Genomic DNA, 17,049 nt, shown 5'->3' with positions numbered 1-17,049 from the left:
ACATCGCCCAGAAATACCGGGCGATGTCGCAATCTTTAATTTAGAGTATTCTTCTAAACATATGTTATTATTACAGAAGTTTAATTTAAGTTTCAGTTTCAGTTCATCATTTTGGGCCTAGGTTCGGGCCGTGTTCAACACGAGGAACCTCCCATGAAAAAGCTTACCACCGTCTTTCTCGCTGCTGCCGTGCTTGCTGGTCCGCTGCTGGCAACGACCGAAGCGAGCGCTCAGGATCATCGTCGGCCGGTTGTCGTGGAGCGCGACGTGCACGTTACGAAGTATCGCTGGACGCGCGGTCACCGCATGACACCCGTCGAACGCCGCCATATGCGCGACGTGCGCGACTATCACCGTTATCGCCTGTCGGCTCCGCCACGCGGCTATCGCTGGGTGCAGGTCGATAACAACTTCCTGCTCATCGGCGCCGTCAACGGTGTGATCGCGAACATCGTCATTCGCTGAACGGCCACGTCAGGAAAGGGCGGCTTTCGTGCCGCCCTTCTCATTCAATCGGACGCTTGTTTGCGGGCCTCCAGCAGCCGCTGTACGAAACCGGCCAGCAGGGGAAGCTGCTCGCACTCCTCACAACGGCAGCGATAGGCTTGTTTCGTCACGCAGCGCGTTCTCCCCAGCTCGCGAACGGATCCGGCAGTGCGCGCCACTTTTCCGGTGTAAAGGTCTCTGCCGGCACGAGGCAGCCGTCAAGCTTTTGCCGCATCCAATCTTCGTCAATCGGTTCACTGCCGATGAAGACGATCTCCTGTCGGCGGTCGCCCCAGACCGCGTCAAGATAGGGAGTTATGGTGGCCAGGAAGCGCTCATCCTCCGGCCATCGTTCACGCGGTACCGACGCCCACCACAGCCCCATCCTCGCTGTCCGCAGGAACGCTCCGGCCTGGCTGACTTCGCCGACATGACGAGGGCGCGTTGCAAGCCAGAAAAACCCTTTCGCTCGGACAACGCCCGGCCAGGCAGAACCGAAGAAGCGCTGCAGCTTGGCGGGGTCGAAGGGCCGTCTTTCCCGATAGACGAAGGAGCGGATGCCGTACTCCTCCGTCTCAGGCACGTGCTCGGAAAAGCCGTGCAGCTCCTTGTACCAGCGCGGATGCGTCTCGGCGCGATCGATGTCGAAACGTCCCGTCCCGAGGACCTCGTCCAGGTCCACTTGGCCGAAGTCGGTTTCGATCAGCCTAGCGTCGGGATTAAGTCCGACGATGATCTGACGCACTGCCTGGCGTTGTGCCGGCGTCGCGGTGCCGATCTTGTTGAGGATGATCACATCGGTGAATTCGATCTGCTCGACCAGCAGATCGATGATGGTGCGATTGTCGCCGTCGCCCGCGGTTTCGCCGCGATTAGCCAGAAAGTCTGCGGATGCATAGTCCGAGAGCAGGTTGGTGGCATCCACAACCGTCACCATCGTGTCAAGCCTCGCTACATCGGAGAGGCTGGCGCCGTTCTCATCGCGGAATTCGAACGTTGTCGCCACCGGCAGAGGTTCGGCAATGCCAGTCGATTCGATCAGGAGGTAGTCGAAGCGCCGCTGTTCCGCCAGGTTGCGGACTTCCTTCAGGAGATCATCTCTCAGTGTGCAGCAGATGCAGCCGTTCGTTTCCACCAGCTGTTCGTCGGTCCGTGACAGGTTGGCACCGCCGTCGCGAACGAGGGCTGCGTCGATGTTGACCTCGCTCATGTCGTTGACGATGACGGCGACGCGCAGGCCTTGCCGGTTTCCGAGGATGTGGTTCAGCAGCGTTGTCTTGCCGGCTCCGAGGAAACCAGACAAGACCGTTACGGGAAGTCTTCTATCCATCTTTTCTCTCTGATATGGTATAATATTACATTCGGTACGCTAGAAAAGGCGGGCTCCGGGCCGTAATGCAGTTCACTTAGGTTTGCTTACGGCTCTTATCGGGTATCTGGCAGGCAGTTTTTTGACGACACGGGGGCATGATCGCCCCCGTTTTTCTGTCAGCAGCAAGTCTGCCAATCTGTTTCTCAATCTGGTGAGGTGGGCGGGGATTTTGCCGGGTGCTTCGATCGCCATCCATCCCCATTCGTGACGCAGGTAATGCAGGGCTGTGATAAAGCTTAGTCGGGTTGGCTCGACTTGGGCTTCGGTCGCGACCTCTGCCATTTCGAGCCGCACCAGATTGTAGGCCAGCAACGCGCCCCAGACCTCCTGATAGACAGTCTCCGGCGTGCCGCTTCGCAGGGTCAGTTCGCTACCGAGAAGCTCCTGCTTGAGTTCGCGATAACTTGTCTCGATGCGCCATCGCTCTTCATACTGATGGACGATTTCGCTTGCCGGATAAGTTTGTCTGTCCATCAGCGATGTCAACAATATGCGCTTTTTGCCATGGCTGGTGGTCGTCTCGATGGCCCTGACCTCCCAGAAGGCCGGCAAGTCCGGTTCTGCCTGCCGCGCCTGGGGCGAGACCTTCATGCGCACCCGATAATCGGTGGGGTGCGGATCCAGTCGTTCCCATGTGCTGTTGGCTTTGGCCGGAATCAGCCAGTGACGCTCATGTCCCTTCGTCTGCAATTGCAAGAGAAGGCTGGCACTGAAGAAGCCCTTGTCGAAGACCGTCAGCGAATGGTCCGGAACCCGGTCGAGCAGGCTTTTGGCATAGAGCATCTCGTTTGTGCCATAGGCTCCGAACACCGCATCACGCACCAGATGCGTCGCCAGCGCCGTCAGCGTCAGCAGCCGCAATTGCGGATAGCTTGCGACAACGCCAGACGCGTAGGCCTGCGCTCCAAAATGCGCCCGGTTCTCCGGGCTGTCGGACGTCCGCAGCGTGCTGCCGTCCACGGCATAACGACAAAGACCCCGCCAGGCACGCCCGGATTGGTGGCGTTCATCCCAGCATGATGCACTCATTGCAAACAACTGCGCCAACGGTGCCTGACCCAAGCGCTGCCGTGCCTGTGTCAACGCGCTCTTGGCAATATCCGCGTTGATCTCATCGGGCAAAACCAGATCAAGATGGGCCACCACCTCCGGGATCGACTGATGACGATAAAGGGCCAACGCAATCACCAGCCAGACGACCTGCTCGGCTGGCAGCTTGCGCTTGCGGACGCTCGCCTTGCCTGTCGTGGCGAGAGCCTGAGCGATCCAGTCCGGGTCGATCGCCTGCGAAAGAGCCGATAATTCGGCCGAATGTCCAAGGGTGCGTGACATCACAAACAAAAACAGGATGGGAAAACGAATCCCCATCCTGAACCATCAAACTTGCCCGCAGCTCACTAAGTGAACTGCATTAGGCTCCGGGCCCGCCTTTTCTGTGTCAGCTTTCTCGCGCAAGGCAGTCCTTCATGCTGTTGGCAATGCCGTGCATGAGGTTGAAATAGAGGTCCGGCCCGGCATCGAGCGTTGCCGCTTCGGGATCGAGCACACCGGCCTTCGCCTTGGTGCCCTCTATGACCACGTCGACCAATCGCGGCTGGAATTGCGGCTCGGCGAAAACGCAGGTGGCACCCAACTCGCCGACCTTCTTGTGAATTTCCGCGATGCGTTCGGCGCCTGGGATCGTTTCGGGACTGACGGTGATCGAGCCGGCGATCCGCACATTGTAGCGGTGTTCGAAATATTGATAGGCATCGTGGAAGACGATGAACGGCTTGTCCTTTACCGCTGACACGATGCCGGCGATCTCCTTGTCGAGTGCGTCGAGCCGGTCGTCCAACGTCTTCGCGTTCGCCTGATAGGTGAGGGCATTGGCGGGATCGGCTGCGACCAGAGTAGTCGTGATCTCGGCTGCCATCGCTTTTGCATTTTGCGGATCGAGCCAGAGATGGGTATCGAACGCGCCGTGATCGTGGTCGTGATCCTCATCCGCATGGGCCTGGTCGTGCCCATTGCCGTCGTGGTGGTTTCCATCATTGTGGTCGCCGTCATCATGCGGCTCGAACGCACCGCCTTCGCGGAATTTGAGCTTCGTTAGACCGGGAGCCTTGTCGAGTTCGGCGACGAGCGCATCGGACCCGATCGCCTCGAGAGGCTTCTCCAGAAACGCTTCGAGCCCAGGGCCGACCCAGAAGACGACCTTGGCATTCTGAAGCGCACGCGCGTTGGAGGGCTTCATGTTGTAGGTATGCGGCGAGGCGGCACCGTCGACGATCAGTTCGGGTGTGCCGACTCCCTGCATGATAGCCGATACGAGGGAATGCACCGGCTTGATCGAGGTCACGACGACAGGCGCATCGGCCGCTCTGCCCGCCTCGGCAAAAAAGATGGCGGGGACTGCGAGGATAAGGGCCGTCGCGAGTTTCATCTGTGTGCTCCGCTTGAATTGCAGTTGTAATGTTATTACATCAATTGCGTTATGCTATAACGTGTGCGATAGCAAGTCGCAACAGCACATTCGGAAAAATGATGTCCTTTCCCGCAAATTCCGAAGCGAAGCCGCTGGTGTCGCTTTCCAATGTCGGCGTCCAACGGGACGGCCGTTGGCTCGTCCGCGGCGTCGATTTCTCGGTCTCGCGCGGCGAGATCGTCACGCTGATCGGCCCCAACGGATCGGGCAAGTCTACGACGGTCAAGACGGCGATCGGCGTGCTGAAGCCGGACGAGGGCAGGGTGGACCGTGCCTCTGGTCTCAAGGTTGGCTACGTGCCGCAGAAACTGGCGATCGATTGGACTTTGCCGCTCACCGTTCGCCGGCTGATGACGCTGACTGGGCCGCTCTCCGAAGGCGACATGGCCGCTGCGCTCGATGCTGTCGGACTGTCGCATATGCTAGGCGCGGAAGTGCAGCATTTGTCCGGCGGCGAGTTTCAGCGGGCTTTGATGGCGCGGGCGATCGCCCGCAAGCCCGATCTCCTTGTCCTCGATGAACCCGTTCAGGGTGTCGATTTCTCTGGCGAGATTGCGATCTACGATCTGATCCGGTCGATCCGCAACACGACCGGCTGCGGTATCCTGCTGATTTCTCATGACCTGCATGTCGTCATGGCGGCGACGGACACCGTTATCTGCCTCAACGGCCATGTCTGCTGCCGCGGCACGCCACAGGCGGTGAGCCAGAGTGCGGAATATGTCCGCCTGTTCGGCAGCCGCGCAGCGCAGGCGCTCGCCGTCTACAGCCATCACCACGATCACACGCATCTGCCGGATGGCCGTGTGCTGCATTCGGACGGCTCGGTGACCGATCACTGCCATCCCGATGACGGGCACCATCACGGCCACGAGGGCCACGACCACGATCACGCCGGCCACGGTCACGATCATACCCATGCCGCCGGTGATCATCATACGGATGATCACAAACACGACCGCGATCACAGGCAGCCTGCAGGAGAACGCCATGTTTGACGATTTCTTCGTCCGCGCGATCCTTGCCGGCGTCGGGCTGGCGCTGACGACCGGCCCGCTCGGCTGCTTCATCATCTGGCGGCGCATGGCCTATTTCGGCGATACGATCGCTCATTCGGCCTTGCTCGGCGTAGCGCTCTCGCTGCTCCTGCAGTTCAATCTGACGCTTGCCGTGTTCCTTGTTGCGGCGACCGTGTCGATCCTTCTGCTGTTCCTGCAGAAGCGGCAGGCGTTATCTGCGGACGCATTGCTAGGGATTCTCTCGCATGCGACGCTGGCGATCGGCCTCGTCATGGTCGCCTTCATGAGCTGGGTGCGTATCGACCTCATCGCTTTCCTGTTCGGCGATATCCTTGCGGTCTCGAAGACAGACATTGTCATGATTTGGGGCGGCGGCATTCTCGTGCTGGCGGCGATTGCCTGGCTCTGGCGTCCGCTACTGGCCTCTACGGTCAATCCCGAGCTTGCCGAGGCCGAGGGACTGCAGCCCGAGCGGGCGCGGCTCTTCTTCATGCTGCTGATGGCTGTCGTCATCGCCATCGCGATGAAGATCGTCGGCATCATGCTGATCACTTCGCTGCTGATCATCCCGGCGGCAGCAGCGCGCCGTTTCGCCTCGACGCCTGAGGTCATGGCCGCCTTCGCCTCGCTGATCGGCGCCGTCGCCGTCGTCGGCGGGCTGTTCGGCTCGCTGACGTATGATACGCCCTCCGGCCCGTCGATCGTCGTGGCTGCCCTGATCCTCTTCATCCTGAGCCTGCTGCCGAAGCGCTGGCGCGGGCAGGCCCTGGAAGGACAACGTTCATGAACGCACCTGCTTTGACCAAAAACCAGGCCCTCGTCTTCGAGGTACTCGAGAAGGCAGACGGACCGCTCAGCGCGTACACGATCCTCGACAAGCTGCGCGACCATGGCTTTCGCGCACCGCTGCAAGTCTATCGCGCGCTGGAGAAGCTGCTTGAGTATGGTGTCGTCCACCGGTTGGAGAGCATCAACGCCTTCGTTGCCTGCGCCCATCCGGATCAGAACTGCCACAGCCACGGCATCGTCGCCTTCGCGATCTGCGAAAGCTGCGGGCATGTCATGGAATTCCATGACCACGAGGTCGATCACCGCCTGATGAACTGGACCCGCGGCAAGAAGTTCAAGGCGGAGAAGACCACGATCGAGATCCGCGGTCTGTGCGAGACCTGTGCGGCTTAGGCTGCAACCACGCGCTCTCAATGATTGCTATGCGGCGGGGGTTGGGCACCGCACATATGCCAAGACGCCATCTGCTGTGGCTGATACGGACGGTTCCGCTCAGCGGATGTGCCACCGGCTTACAATGAGGCCGTGTATGCGAAGCGAGACGGCGCGCATTCGAGCGTGACAAGATCGAAACCACAAGGCAAACCCTCGGCCCACCCGCCCGGGTGGCCGACAACATCGAACGCTGCCGACAGGCGATTGAAGGATCGCGGGCGGCGTTTGAGGCAAATGGCCCGCAAGCCAATGAAACCGAGAACATTTCGATTGTGCCGAATACCTGCGGGATCGCCAGAACGATGGAAGGCTCATTGCTAGGAAAGCATCCAACCGGTCGATACGAGTTTTGCGCCGAAATCTGCTAATGAGCTTCTCGAAGGTCTTCGGTCCGTTGCCGCGCGACGGCGAAGAAGCAATGGACGGCCAATCGTGACGAGTTGACCTACCAACTCAACTACATCGCCCAGAAAACCAGCAAGGTCATGGCATAGCTCGCGCCAAAAAACCATTACAGTCAAGGCCGCAGACCTGACGCTGCATCTTCTCGAAGTCAATCTCAACAGTGCGCTGGCCGGGTTCGAATTCCTCATCTAAGGGGCCGCGCAGAAGAAACTGACGGCGGATTTCGGTCTTGTGAAGATCGCCGTCAAGAATGTCACCAGCGTTGGCCTCCTGTTCTGACGGCGGTGTCAGAGCGGATGCAGGTCGCGCGCGAAACGCTGCCAGTTGCCGACATACTTCTCGGCAGAGCGGCGCAGCCCTGCTATTGCTGCATCGTCGAGCGTGCGGACAACCCGCGCCGGCGAGCCGACGATGAGCGAATTGTCGGGAAACTGCTTACCCTCAGTGATCAACGCATTGGCGCCGACCAGGCAGTTGCGACCGATCTTGGCGCCATTAAGCACAGTGGCTCCCATGCCGATCAGGGAATTGTCGCCGATCACGCAGCCATGGACGATCGCATGATGACCGATGGTGCAGCCTTCGCCGATCGTCACCGGAAAGCCCGGATCGGTGTGCAGCATGGCGCCTTCCTGAATGTTCGTCGACCTGCCGACGGTGATCGGTTCGTTGTCGCCGCGCAATACCGCGCCGAACCAGACGCCCACATCCTCGCCAAGCGTAACTTGACCGATTACATGCGCGTCGGGGGCGATCCAATAGGTGCCGGCGGGCGGCAGGTCCGGCGTCAGTCCGGCGAGCGCGTAGACAGGCATGGCGTCTCCTCTCAGGCCACCTTGACCGACAGCGTGGCGATGCCGTCGATGCCGCAATCGACGCGATCGCCCTTCTTCACGGCACCGACGCCGGCTGGCGTGCCGGTCATGATGACATCGCCCGGGGCAAGGATGAAAAGCTTCGACAGTTCGGCGATGATCTCCGGCACCTTCCAGATCATCTGGTTGAGGTCGCCATCCTGCGCGCGTTTGCCGTTCAGCTCCAGCCAAATGCGTCCGCCCAAGGGGTGGCCGAGTTTGCTTGCCGGGACGATCGGCGACACCGGCGCCGAATATTCGAACGCCTTTGCGACCTCCCAGGGACGGCCGAGCTTCTTCGCCTCGGCCTGCAGGTCGCGGCGGGTGAAATCGATGCCGACGGCGTAGCCGTAGATGCAGTCGAGCGCCCTATCGACAGGGAGATCCTGGCCACCGGCCTTCAGCGCCAACACGCACTCGACCTCGAAATGCACGTCGCTGGAAAGCGGCGGGTAGGGAAAATCCCTGCCTGCGGGCAGCAGGTTGTCGGCGTTCTTCTGGAAAAAGAAGGGCGGCTCGCGGCTTGGGTCATGCCCCATCTCGATCGCATGCTCGGCATAGTTACGCCCGACGCAGTAGACCCGGCGCACCGGGAAGAGTTCGGCGGTGCCTTCTACGGGAAGCAGAACGGGCTGCGGCAGGGGGATGACGGTGGCGGGGAGGGACATCGCGAGCTCTTGCTGTTCATGAGTCCCCCGCATCTTAGACGGAAAGCGACCGCGGAGGGAAGCGTGGTTCAACAAGTGACCGTCGCCGTCGTCCTGCATCCTGACATTGCTGTCCTGCGCGGGGAAAACTGGCGTTTCGCCCGCCTTTGCGCTGTGAGCGCGGCATGACGACATCCAATTTCTACACCGAACGCCTGAAAACCGGCCGGCCAACGATCGCCGCGGAAAACACGACTGGCTTTTTTATGCGAGCCTAAAACGTAACGAGTTTTTTTAGGCGCGACAATGCGCGCCGGTCCGCCTTCATGGCGCGGCTTCTTGTACTACACCAATGGCCGGCGCGGTCACCACCTGCGCCAAACACAAGCAGCGCGCCGGCCGGTGTTTTTTCGGGAAGTCCGCAGCGGGAGCTGTTCATCGGAGGTTAAGGCCTATTAACCCAGACTCGCAGCCTGAAAGGATGCGCCGATGATGAAGAAGCTTTTTCCCACACTCGCAGCCATGGTCCTGGCTGCATCTTTCGCCCTGCCGCTAAACGCCATGCCGATCGTCGTGCCGAAAGCAGCACCTATCCACACCACCGATGTCGAGCAGGTCAAAAACCGCGGTCATGGCAATGGATATGCGTATGGCCACTGGAAGAATCGGCGGTACGCTTACCGCGACTGCCGGTATTACGGCTCGTGTTACCGTCCGCGATACTACGGCTATCCCCGATATTCCGGATATCCCCGGAACGGCTATGGTGGCGACTACTACCCCTATCATCGTAGGTCAGGTGTGAGCCTGTATTTCAATTTCTAGAGCGCCGTACCTTTAATCGAACCCATAGCCTGCGGCTGTAAAATAGTTTCGACATTCTTGGCTGTTGAAGAGTAAGCGTGTAGGCCACCCCACGTATCTTTCGGACTGCTGATCGGCGATTTTCTGCATGAGTCATGCGGAGAGTCCTATGAATGATAGTGTGAATCACCCTCGAACCTTTGAGGTTTTGACCGCGGAGCCCGTGCGAAGACGACGCAAGCCTCGTGACTGGCCGGATGACGAAAAGGCGCGGATCGTCGCCGCGACGCTGCAGCCTGGGGCTAATGTCTCGGCGGTTGCCCGGTCTGAAGGCTTGGATCCCTCGCAGCTTTATGGGTGGCGTCGCAAAGCACTGGCATCGGGAGTTGTTGCGCCCCTGACGGAGGAAACGGGCAAACAGATCAAGTTCGCGCGTGTTGAAACGGTAAGCAGCGGCTCGGTAGATATTGTCATTGCAGATATGGTGGTGCGCGTCGGCGGCGCGTTCGACCCTGATCATCTGGTGAGGGTTCTACGGGCGGCTCGCAAGGCATGATCGCTTCGGGTGTGGTGGTTTATGTGTCGTGCCAGCCAGTCGACTTCCGCAAGGGGGCCGCGTCGTTGATGGCGCTGGTGCGGGATGGCGGTCTCGATCCCTTCAATGGCGCGCTTTACGTCTTCCGATCGAAGCGGGCCGATCGTATTCGCATTGTCTGGTGGGATGGCAGTGGGGTCTGCCTCTATTCGAAAACCCTGGAAGATCAAGGCTTCTGCTGGCCGGGCATATCGGCGGCACGGATACGGCTGGACCATTCTCAGCTGATGGCGTTGCTGGCCGGAATGGATTGGAAAAAGATCCGCCCGACCAAGGTCCGGCGACCCTTGTTGACGGGCTGACAGCGCCTGCGGCAAGATGAATCATGCCGCTGTAATGGTTGGGAAAACGGCTGTTTTTGTGCTCTACTTATGGCCATGGATTTGCCCCCTCACGACCTGCCGGACGACGTTGACGCACTGAAAGCGATGGTCCTCGCGATGGCGCGCGAGCAGGCTGCGAAAGAAGCCCGACTGAAGGCCGCTGAAGCTGAGATCGCCCGGCTAGAGGCGGTGGAGAAGAGCGCCAACGAGCGGATTGCCAACCTCACCTCGATCCTGAAGGTTCTGCAGCGCACCCAACATGGCACTCGCTCCGAGCGACTGCGCCTTGGCGTCAATGACGAGCAGGTGTCCTTTGCCTTCGAGGAAGTCGAGACCGGCCTTTCGGCAATCCAGAGCGAGCTTGATCACGCGGCCAAAGACAAGCCGAAACGAGCGGCACGTCCGCGCAAGGGTTTTGCCGCTCATCTCGAACGCATCGAGGAAGTGATCGAGCCGGAGATCCCGGCCGGCTGCGAGGGGCTGGAAAAGGTCCTGATCGGTGAGGATCGCTCCGAACGACTGGATGTCGTGCCGCCAAAGTTCCGGGTCATCGTGACGCGTCGCCCCAAATATGCCTTCCGGGGCAACGATGGCGTGCTCCAGGCTTTGGCACCGGCACACATCATCGAAAGCGGCCTGCCGACAGAGCGGCTGCTCGCCTATATCGCCGTCTCCAAATACGCCGACGGCCTTCCGCTTTACCGGCAGGAGGCGATCTATCTACGCGACGGTGTCGAGATCAGCCGATCATTGATGGCCCAGTGGATGGGGCATCTGGGCTTCGAACTTCAGATATGCGCCGATTACATCCTTGAGCGCGTCAAGGAGGGCGAAAGGATCTTCGCCGACGAAACGACCTTACCCACTCTTGCCCCTGGGTCCGGGAAAACGACGAAGGCCTGGCTTTGGGCTTATGCTCGCGATGATCGCCCCTATGGCGGGACCAGTCCGCCGATGGTGGCCTACCGCTTTGAAGACAGCAGAGGCGCTGATTGCGTGGCGCGTCATCTCGCCGGATTCAGCGGTATCCTGCAGGTAGACGGCTACTCGGCGTATACCAATCTCGCCAAGACACGTGCCAAAGCCGGCAGCAATGAAACGATCCTGCTCGCAGGATGCTGGGCGCATCTTCGCCGCAAGTTTTACGACCTTCACATCAGCGGTGTCTCAAAGGCAGCAACGGACACGATCATCGCGATGACCGAGCTGTGGCGCATCGAGGATGAGGTCCGCGGTCGGGATGCCGACAGCCGTTCCATGCTGCGTCAGGAAAAATCTGCAACCATCGTCTCCGGCCTCTTTGATCTTTGGGAGAAGGAACTGGGCAAGGTCTCTGGCAAGTCCAAGACCGCCGAAGCAATCCGCTACGCGCTCACCCGGCGCGAAGCACTGGAGCGCTTCCTGACGGACGGCCGGATCGAAATTGACTCCAATATCGTCGAGCGCGCGATCAGGCCCCAAACAATTACGAGGAAGAACAGTCTATTCGCCGGCAGCGAGGGTGGTGGACGCACGTGGGCGACGGTGGCTACCTTGCTGCAAACAGCCAAAATGAACAACGTCGATCCACTCGACTGGCTCTCCCAGACATTGACCCGCATCGCTAAAGGCTGGCCTGTATCCGAGCTCGAGGCGCTCATGCCCTGGAACTTCAAGTCTCACGCCATCAGCTAACCGCTTACGTTGAAGAGGTTGCAGATGGATCCGAGCGCATTTGAGAGTGCGTCAAACGTGCGAGCGGCGGCGGCTCGGAGATGGGCCTTAATTTTGGCGAAGGCCATTTCGATCGGGTTCAAATCTGGCGAATAAGACGGCAGAAACAGGAGCCACGCACCAACTTCCTTGAGGCAGGCTTTGGCTTTATCGCTCTTGTGAACGCGAAGATTATCCAGGATGACGACATTGCCTGGTTCGAGTGTCGGCGCAAGCTGGGTCTCGATGTAGGTGTCGAAGATTTCCCGGTTCATCGGCCTGTCAATAATCCAGGGCGCAGTAAGACCGAAACAGCGCAAGCCTGCAATGAATGTCTGTGTCCCCCAGTGGCCAAAGGGCGCATCCGTGATGAGACGCTCGCCGCGCGGGGAGCGCCCACGCAGTCTCACCATCTTTGTGTTCACCGAGGTTTCGTCCAAGAAAACAAGTCGATGCGGTTCAAATCGCATCCGGGGTTGGCGTTTCGAAATCCAGACATCACGATCCTTTCGGATATCAGCGCGAGCGCGTTCCGACGCCATTATCTGTTTTTTTATATGTGTATCCCTGCGTTATCAAAAACCGGACGATGGTGGAATAACCAATCCATGTTCATCCTCAAGGCGACGGGCAAGCTCTGGCATGGTGATATCCGGTTTGCCTTCGACCTGTGCGACCAGGAAATCGCGAAACGCCGACAGTTTCCCTGCACCTGGTGGCCTTCCTTGACGCGCGGGGGTTATCAGCCCAGTCCGCTCCCGGCGTTGCAGCAGCTTGATCGCACTGCTGTCGCTGATTGCGAAATGACGGGCAGCGGCTCGCCGTGATTGGCCGCTAGCGACCATGGAAACAACACGCTGACGAAGATCAACAGAATGAGATTTACCCATGTGATTCACCTCCAACCGCAGTGAATCACACCAATACCCTCGTGAAAACCCCACTCGATTCTCAATTCAAGTGCGATGCTCTAGTCGGCATGCCACGGACAGTGGCCACATGAGGAGGCTTGAACCCGTCGGACGAATGCCGGCGGCTTTTTCTTGGTGGCATACGCGAAAGAAAGACCGCCTCAACATGACCAGTTGAGACGGTCAATGCGGATGCAAAATCCGCCGCCCCAGTGCGTTGACGCAGAAGCACCGAGGCGCTGTTGCCGCCTCATCGTGTGGGTTGGGGTGAGATGAGGCAATGAGAACCTATCAGCGCCCGGCACCTTGCGAAATTATACGTAGGTTGTCGGAAGCTTGTGCGCAGGTATGAGGCGTCCAAACGCGCCATCTGTTGGCTGAGGCCGCGACGTAAGGACGCCGTCACGCGCCATTCATGTTCCACGGAACGAACCCGCGACCCCCTGATTACCAGCCAGCACGCCCGCGGCTGTCATCTAAGGGCGCGCCACCGAGGAGACCGCAGCCATCGGCGCGAATGCCGGCCCCAGTCGCAGAAGTAATGGGTGGCTACAGGCAACATCGAATAGTCATTGAAATTGGTCCGTCTATTGAGGCGGACTTTTTTCGTCTTTGGAGAAAAAGAGCCCGGCGTTGGTCTGGCCGGGCTCCGGCACCACGGCCTGGCAGCATGAAAGCTGCAAGCCGTACGACACTACAGGATCGGTGCCGCTGTTAAGTGAACTTTTGGCCCGTTGAAAGGTTCCGCGAAGAAAGCAAAGCCCGACGGGCTAGGGGGCGGCGCCGGGCCATTTGCGGACCTGCATAGGGCGATGCTTGGTCCCACAGCGTGTTGGAAACGCTGCATTGGTATAACCGGCGGCGGCGGAAAAGGTTCCCTATTGGCAAGCCTCCTCAAGCCACTTCCATCCAGCAAACTTGTCACCGACCTCGCGCAGGTGAGAGTAGCGTTGCAGGCTGTTCCATGAGCGGTGCCCGCTGACACTTGCGGCGAGCGGAATGGAGCGGCCCATCTCGAACAGGCGAGATACGCCTTCATGCCGCAGGTCATGGAAATGAAGGTCATCGATTTCGAGGAACTGGCAGGCCCGGGTGAACGCCGCACTCACTGCGTCGACACTATACGGGAAGATGCGTTCGCTTTTTCTTGGCATTGCCTTGATGATGCGCAGTGCCTCGGGCGGTAGTTCAACCCAGACATCATTTCCCTTCTTCTGTCCAGGATGCTTCATGTCGCGCACAAGGATGCGGCTGTGCGGCTCGTCAAGGTCATCCCAACGAATGCGGACAACCTCTTCCTGCCGGCGCGTCGAATAGGTCGCGAAGGCAACAATCTTGTGCATCGGCGAGGACTGCGGGGCGCGCGCTTGGCGGTCGACAAAGTGCTGCATGATCTTGTCGAGTTCAGGCAGGGTAGGGCGCCGATCGCGCTTCGCTGACTTGCTGATGGTTTCCTGGCGGGACAGAGCCGCTTGCGCGTCTCGCATCGCCTGGTAGTCGAGAGGAATGCTCCAGAGCGCACGGGCGTCCTTGAATACGGCCGAGAGGTGCGAGATGTAGTTGCCGACGGTCTGTGGCTTCCTGCCGCCGCTCAAAAGCTCGCGCGCAAAGGCCGATATGTCGCTGGCCTTGATCGCTGCGCAATCCATCGAGGCAATGGCGTATCCCTTGATAGAGCGGAGACATTGCTCTTTCGTGCGCCCAATGTCTTTCTTCTCTTTGGTGTACAGGTCGATCACGTCGGCCAGCGTAGAGGACTTTGCAGAAGCCCGTTCGATTGCGCCTGGCTGATCCAGTTCCGATTCACGAAAGCGGATCCACGCCTCGGCTTCGCGCTTCGTATCGAATGTCTTCGCCTCGCGCCAAACTATCGCACCGCCTTTCTTTCTGAGGATTTGAGCGGTATATCCGGTGCTTCCGTCCTGACGCTTGCGGGCGCTGATGGTTCCCATGGTACGAGATTTCTCCGTCGAAGTACTACAATGTTGTATCTTACGCTGAAAAACGGTGCAACAGGCGGAAAGAGCCTGACAAAGCATGACAAAGACCACCGAGGCTAACGAATTGAATTTCTACCAGAAAGCCTTGATTTCAAGGGTTCCGATCTTCGCCGTTGCGCCGATGATCGACTGGACCGATCGACATTGTCGCTATTTCCACCGGCAGATCAGCCGCAATGCGCTGCTCTACACGGAAATGGTCGTGGCCGATGCGATCATCCATGGGCCGCGCGAACGTCTCCTGTCCTTCGATGCGGTGGAGCATCCGGTGGCGCTGCAGCTCGGCGGGTCGGATCCGGCAAAGCTCGCAGAAGCGGTCCTGATCGCCGCGCCCTATGGCTACGACGAGATCAACCTGAATGTCGGCTGCCCCTCGGACCGGGTGCAGTCGGGCACCTTCGGCGCCTGCCTGATGCTGACGCCGGAGACGGTGGCGGCCTGCGTCAAGGCGATGAAGGCGGTTGCCGACCGGCCCGTGACGGTGAAGTGCCGGATCGGCGTCGACGAGCAGGATCCGGAAGCGGCTCTGCCCGATCTTCTTGACCGGGTGGTCGATGCCGGCGCCGACGCCGTCTGGATCCACGCGCGCAAGGCGTGGCTCAAGGGCCTGTCGCCGAAGGAGAACCGCGAAATCCCGCCGCTCGACTACGAGATCGTCTACCGCATGAAACGGGCGCGGCCGGATGTCTTCATCGGCATCAACGGCGGCATCCAGACGCTGGACGAGGCGGCCGCTCACTTGAATCATATCGACGGCATCATGCTCGGACGCGCGGCCTACCAGAACGCCGCTGTTCTCGCCGACGTCGATCAGCGATTCTACGGTGCAGCGGCCCAGGAGGCTGATTGGGGCGCGATCCGCGACCGGATGATGGCCTATGCCGAGCGCTATATCGAAAGCGGCGGGCGGATGCAGCAGGTGGCGCGGCACATGGTCGGGCTGTTTACCGGGCTGCCCGGCGCGCGGCGCTATCGGCAGATCCTTTCGACCGATGCGGTGAAGACAGGGGCGGGGCCCGAGGTGATCGCGGCTGCCTTCGCGGCGGTGGATTTCGAAGGCGCGCGGGAAGCGGTCGGCGCCTAGAGAGCGGTCAGGCAAGGCGGCCCCTCTTCGAGCCGGCGCCCGCTGCCACGATCGCTTTCCTCAACGGCCCTCCTGCCCATCCCCGCAAACGAAAACGGCGCCCCTTGCGGAGCGCCGTTCCATCCTGCCGAAACAGGAAATTTAGATTAGTTGGCCGAGATGTTGACGGCCTTCGGGCCCTTGCCCATGCGATCCGGCTCGGTGTCGAAGGTTACCTGCTGGCCTTCGCGGAGCGACTGGATGCCGGAAGCCAGGAGCGCGGAGATGTGAACGAAAACGTCCTTCGCGCCGCCATCCGGAGTGATGAAACCAAAACCCTTGTCCTGGTTGAAGAATTTTACGACGCCTTTGGTGGCCATTGGGATAGTCCTTTTCCCTTAGTCTGTCTGGTATCCATCCCCCCGAGAGGAAATGGACGGCTTTAGCTTTCGCGCTCCCTCATCGAAATTCAGCGCGCGAAGGGTCAGTCGAGTAGTTCACGAACGGGGAAAGAACGTCTACGCACGCGGGTGTCCCCCACGCTGCCTTCCTGCCGGAAGGCGTTACCACATCAGTCCAGTCACCGGCATGCAAATGCCCGAGAGCTGCATTTGGTGACAGCATTCGAAGCAAAAGGCAAGCGGCAATATTGTGGCACGCGATTCCGCGCGCCGGGAATGGCCAAAGATTCAGACACTTGACGAAAGGTAAGGATGCACAGCCGGCACTGTATCTTTTCCGGATTCTGTGCCGGAACGGCGCTGTTTCGGCGTTTTCGCACCCTCCGCCTCGATCCAGCCTCATCTGAAAAAGGTGCAAATGACGCCGTCGAGTGCCCGTTTGGCGGTTTGTGCTCGCAACGCCGGTCTCTCTGCAGCCCCCTATGTGTGCCGCACAGGCACGGCCGTAGCGGCTGGTGAAGCCCGCCTGAGATCGTTCTGGCGCTCGTAAAGGGGCGGCAGGTCGGACGTGACGCCGGTGCAGAGCATGCCGTTACGCTGCGAGGTCAGGATGTATATGCAACCCTTCATGCCCGGATGATGCGTGTTCTTGTGAAACACTGCAATCATTCGTGGCCATAGCCGTCATGCCGGCTTGGTCCGGCATCCAGCGGCGCGATGTCGATCGCGCGAAGGCCATTTTGGGTTCGGGTTCATGTTCGCTGATCCATTCACCACGCGGACACG

17 protein-coding genes and 1 pseudogene are annotated in these 17,049 nt (G+C 59.8%); 9 read left to right on the top strand and 9 right to left on the bottom strand.

Features of this window, described 5'->3' with window-relative positions; genetic code table 11:
- Positions 1-153 precede the first annotated feature (153 nt).
- Complete coding sequence (locus WGT02_RS13260; protein ID WP_208250249.1) at positions 154-465, top strand: RcnB family protein; 312 nt, start codon at positions 154-156, stop codon at positions 463-465.
- A gap of 148 nt (positions 466-613) precedes the next feature.
- On the opposite strand, the gene WGT02_RS13255 is transcribed toward WGT02_RS13260, so the two are convergent.
- The 3 genes from WGT02_RS13255 to znuA all read right to left on the bottom strand — a co-directional run bounded on the left by WGT02_RS13255 (position 614) and on the right by znuA (position 4,283).
- Positions 614-1,816, bottom strand: coding sequence for a GTP-binding protein (locus WGT02_RS13255; protein WP_208250250.1), 1,203 nt, complete (start codon positions 1,814-1,816; stop codon positions 614-616).
- A 72-nt stretch (positions 1,817-1,888) separates the two neighbouring features.
- The gene (locus WGT02_RS13250; protein ID WP_208250251.1) at positions 1,889-3,226 is read right to left on the bottom strand and encodes an IS4 family transposase; all 1,338 of its coding nucleotides are present in this window, start codon (positions 3,224-3,226) and stop codon (positions 1,889-1,891) included.
- A gap of 70 nt (positions 3,227-3,296) precedes the next feature.
- Positions 3,297-4,283, bottom strand: coding sequence for a zinc ABC transporter substrate-binding protein ZnuA (gene znuA, locus WGT02_RS13245; RefSeq protein ID WP_024312887.1), 987 nt, complete (start codon positions 4,281-4,283; stop codon positions 3,297-3,299).
- Between the two features lie 101 nt (positions 4,284-4,384).
- Between znuA and WGT02_RS13240 the strand changes: the two genes are divergently transcribed.
- Genes WGT02_RS13240 through WGT02_RS13230 form a run of 3 tightly spaced genes read left to right on the top strand, consistent with a single transcriptional unit; the run spans position 4,385 to position 6,526 of the window.
- Positions 4,385-5,323 (top strand): metal ABC transporter ATP-binding protein, encoded by a 939-nt coding sequence (locus WGT02_RS13240; protein ID WP_024312886.1) that lies wholly within the window; start codon positions 4,385-4,387, stop codon positions 5,321-5,323.
- Positions 5,316-6,131 (top strand): zinc ABC transporter permease subunit ZnuB, encoded by an 816-nt coding sequence (gene znuB, locus WGT02_RS13235; protein WP_208250252.1) that lies wholly within the window; start codon positions 5,316-5,318, stop codon positions 6,129-6,131. The genes WGT02_RS13240 and znuB overlap by 8 nt, the downstream gene beginning before the upstream one ends.
- Positions 6,128-6,526 carry a Fur family transcriptional regulator gene (locus tag WGT02_RS13230; protein WP_024312884.1) on the top strand — a complete coding sequence of 133 codons (399 nt, stop codon included), beginning with the start codon at positions 6,128-6,130 and terminating at the stop codon, positions 6,524-6,526. The genes znuB and WGT02_RS13230 overlap by 4 nt, the downstream gene beginning before the upstream one ends.
- Positions 6,527-7,260: 734 nt before the next feature.
- Here the strand turns inward: WGT02_RS13230 and WGT02_RS13225 are convergent.
- Both WGT02_RS13225 and WGT02_RS13220 read right to left on the bottom strand, forming a co-directional pair.
- Positions 7,261-7,788 carry a gamma carbonic anhydrase family protein gene (locus WGT02_RS13225; RefSeq protein WP_024312882.1) on the bottom strand — a complete coding sequence of 176 codons (528 nt, stop codon included), beginning with the start codon at positions 7,786-7,788 and terminating at the stop codon, positions 7,261-7,263.
- An 11-nt stretch (positions 7,789-7,799) separates the two neighbouring features.
- On the bottom strand, positions 7,800-8,495 hold the full coding sequence (locus WGT02_RS13220; protein WP_024312881.1) for a fumarylacetoacetate hydrolase family protein: 696 nt from the start codon (positions 8,493-8,495) through the stop codon (positions 7,800-7,802).
- Between the two features lie 468 nt (positions 8,496-8,963).
- Between WGT02_RS13220 and WGT02_RS13215 the strand changes: the two genes are divergently transcribed.
- The 4 genes from WGT02_RS13215 (at position 8,964) to WGT02_RS13200 (ending at position 11,870) form a co-directional block, all read left to right on the top strand.
- Positions 8,964-9,299, top strand: a complete 336-nt coding sequence (locus tag WGT02_RS13215) for a hypothetical protein (RefSeq protein ID WP_208250254.1) — start codon at positions 8,964-8,966, stop codon at positions 9,297-9,299.
- 148 nt (positions 9,300-9,447) lie between these two features.
- Positions 9,448-9,834 carry a transposase gene (locus tag WGT02_RS13210; protein ID WP_208250255.1) on the top strand — a complete coding sequence of 129 codons (387 nt, stop codon included), beginning with the start codon at positions 9,448-9,450 and terminating at the stop codon, positions 9,832-9,834.
- Positions 9,831-10,175 carry an IS66 family insertion sequence element accessory protein TnpB gene (gene tnpB, locus WGT02_RS13205; protein WP_003495066.1) on the top strand — a complete coding sequence of 115 codons (345 nt, stop codon included), beginning with the start codon at positions 9,831-9,833 and terminating at the stop codon, positions 10,173-10,175. Before WGT02_RS13210 ends, tnpB begins: the two co-directional genes overlap by 4 nt.
- 75 nt (positions 10,176-10,250) lie before the next feature.
- A complete protein-coding gene (locus tag WGT02_RS13200) occupies positions 10,251-11,870 on the top strand; it encodes an IS66 family transposase (protein ID WP_208250256.1) in 1,620 nt (539 codons plus the stop codon).
- Here WGT02_RS13200 and WGT02_RS13195 read toward each other — a convergent pair.
- Both WGT02_RS13195 and WGT02_RS13190 read right to left on the bottom strand, forming a co-directional pair.
- Positions 11,867-12,778 (bottom strand): annotated as a pseudogene (locus tag WGT02_RS13195) (IS630 family transposase). The gene WGT02_RS13200 and the pseudogene WGT02_RS13195 sit on opposite strands and share 4 nt — an antisense overlap.
- A gap of 899 nt (positions 12,779-13,677) precedes the next feature.
- Positions 13,678-14,751 carry a site-specific integrase gene (locus WGT02_RS13190; protein WP_208250257.1) on the bottom strand — a complete coding sequence of 358 codons (1,074 nt, stop codon included), beginning with the start codon at positions 14,749-14,751 and terminating at the stop codon, positions 13,678-13,680.
- 169 nt (positions 14,752-14,920) lie between these two features.
- Between WGT02_RS13190 and dusA the strand changes: the two genes are divergently transcribed.
- On the top strand, positions 14,921-15,883 hold the full coding sequence (gene dusA, locus WGT02_RS13185) for a tRNA dihydrouridine(20/20a) synthase DusA (protein WP_375678358.1): 963 nt from the start codon (positions 14,921-14,923) through the stop codon (positions 15,881-15,883).
- Between the two features lie 146 nt (positions 15,884-16,029).
- Here the strand turns inward: dusA and WGT02_RS13180 are convergent, their stop codons facing one another.
- Positions 16,030-16,242 carry a cold-shock protein gene (locus WGT02_RS13180; RefSeq protein WP_208250258.1) on the bottom strand — a complete coding sequence of 71 codons (213 nt, stop codon included), beginning with the start codon at positions 16,240-16,242 and terminating at the stop codon, positions 16,030-16,032.
- A 501-nt stretch (positions 16,243-16,743) separates the two neighbouring features.
- Positions 16,744-16,932: a hypothetical protein gene (locus tag WGT02_RS13175; protein ID WP_375678356.1), complete on the bottom strand. Its 189-nt coding sequence runs from the start codon at positions 16,930-16,932 to the stop codon at positions 16,744-16,746.
- Positions 16,933-17,049: the final 117 nt, after the last annotated feature.

It is taken from the genome of Rhizobium sp. T1470, from assembly GCF_042140505.1.
Lineage (GTDB): Bacteria > Pseudomonadota > Alphaproteobacteria > Rhizobiales > Rhizobiaceae > Rhizobium > Rhizobium favelukesii.
Note: the sequence above shows the minus strand (reverse complement) of the source record. Positions and strands in the feature narration are given on the sequence as shown.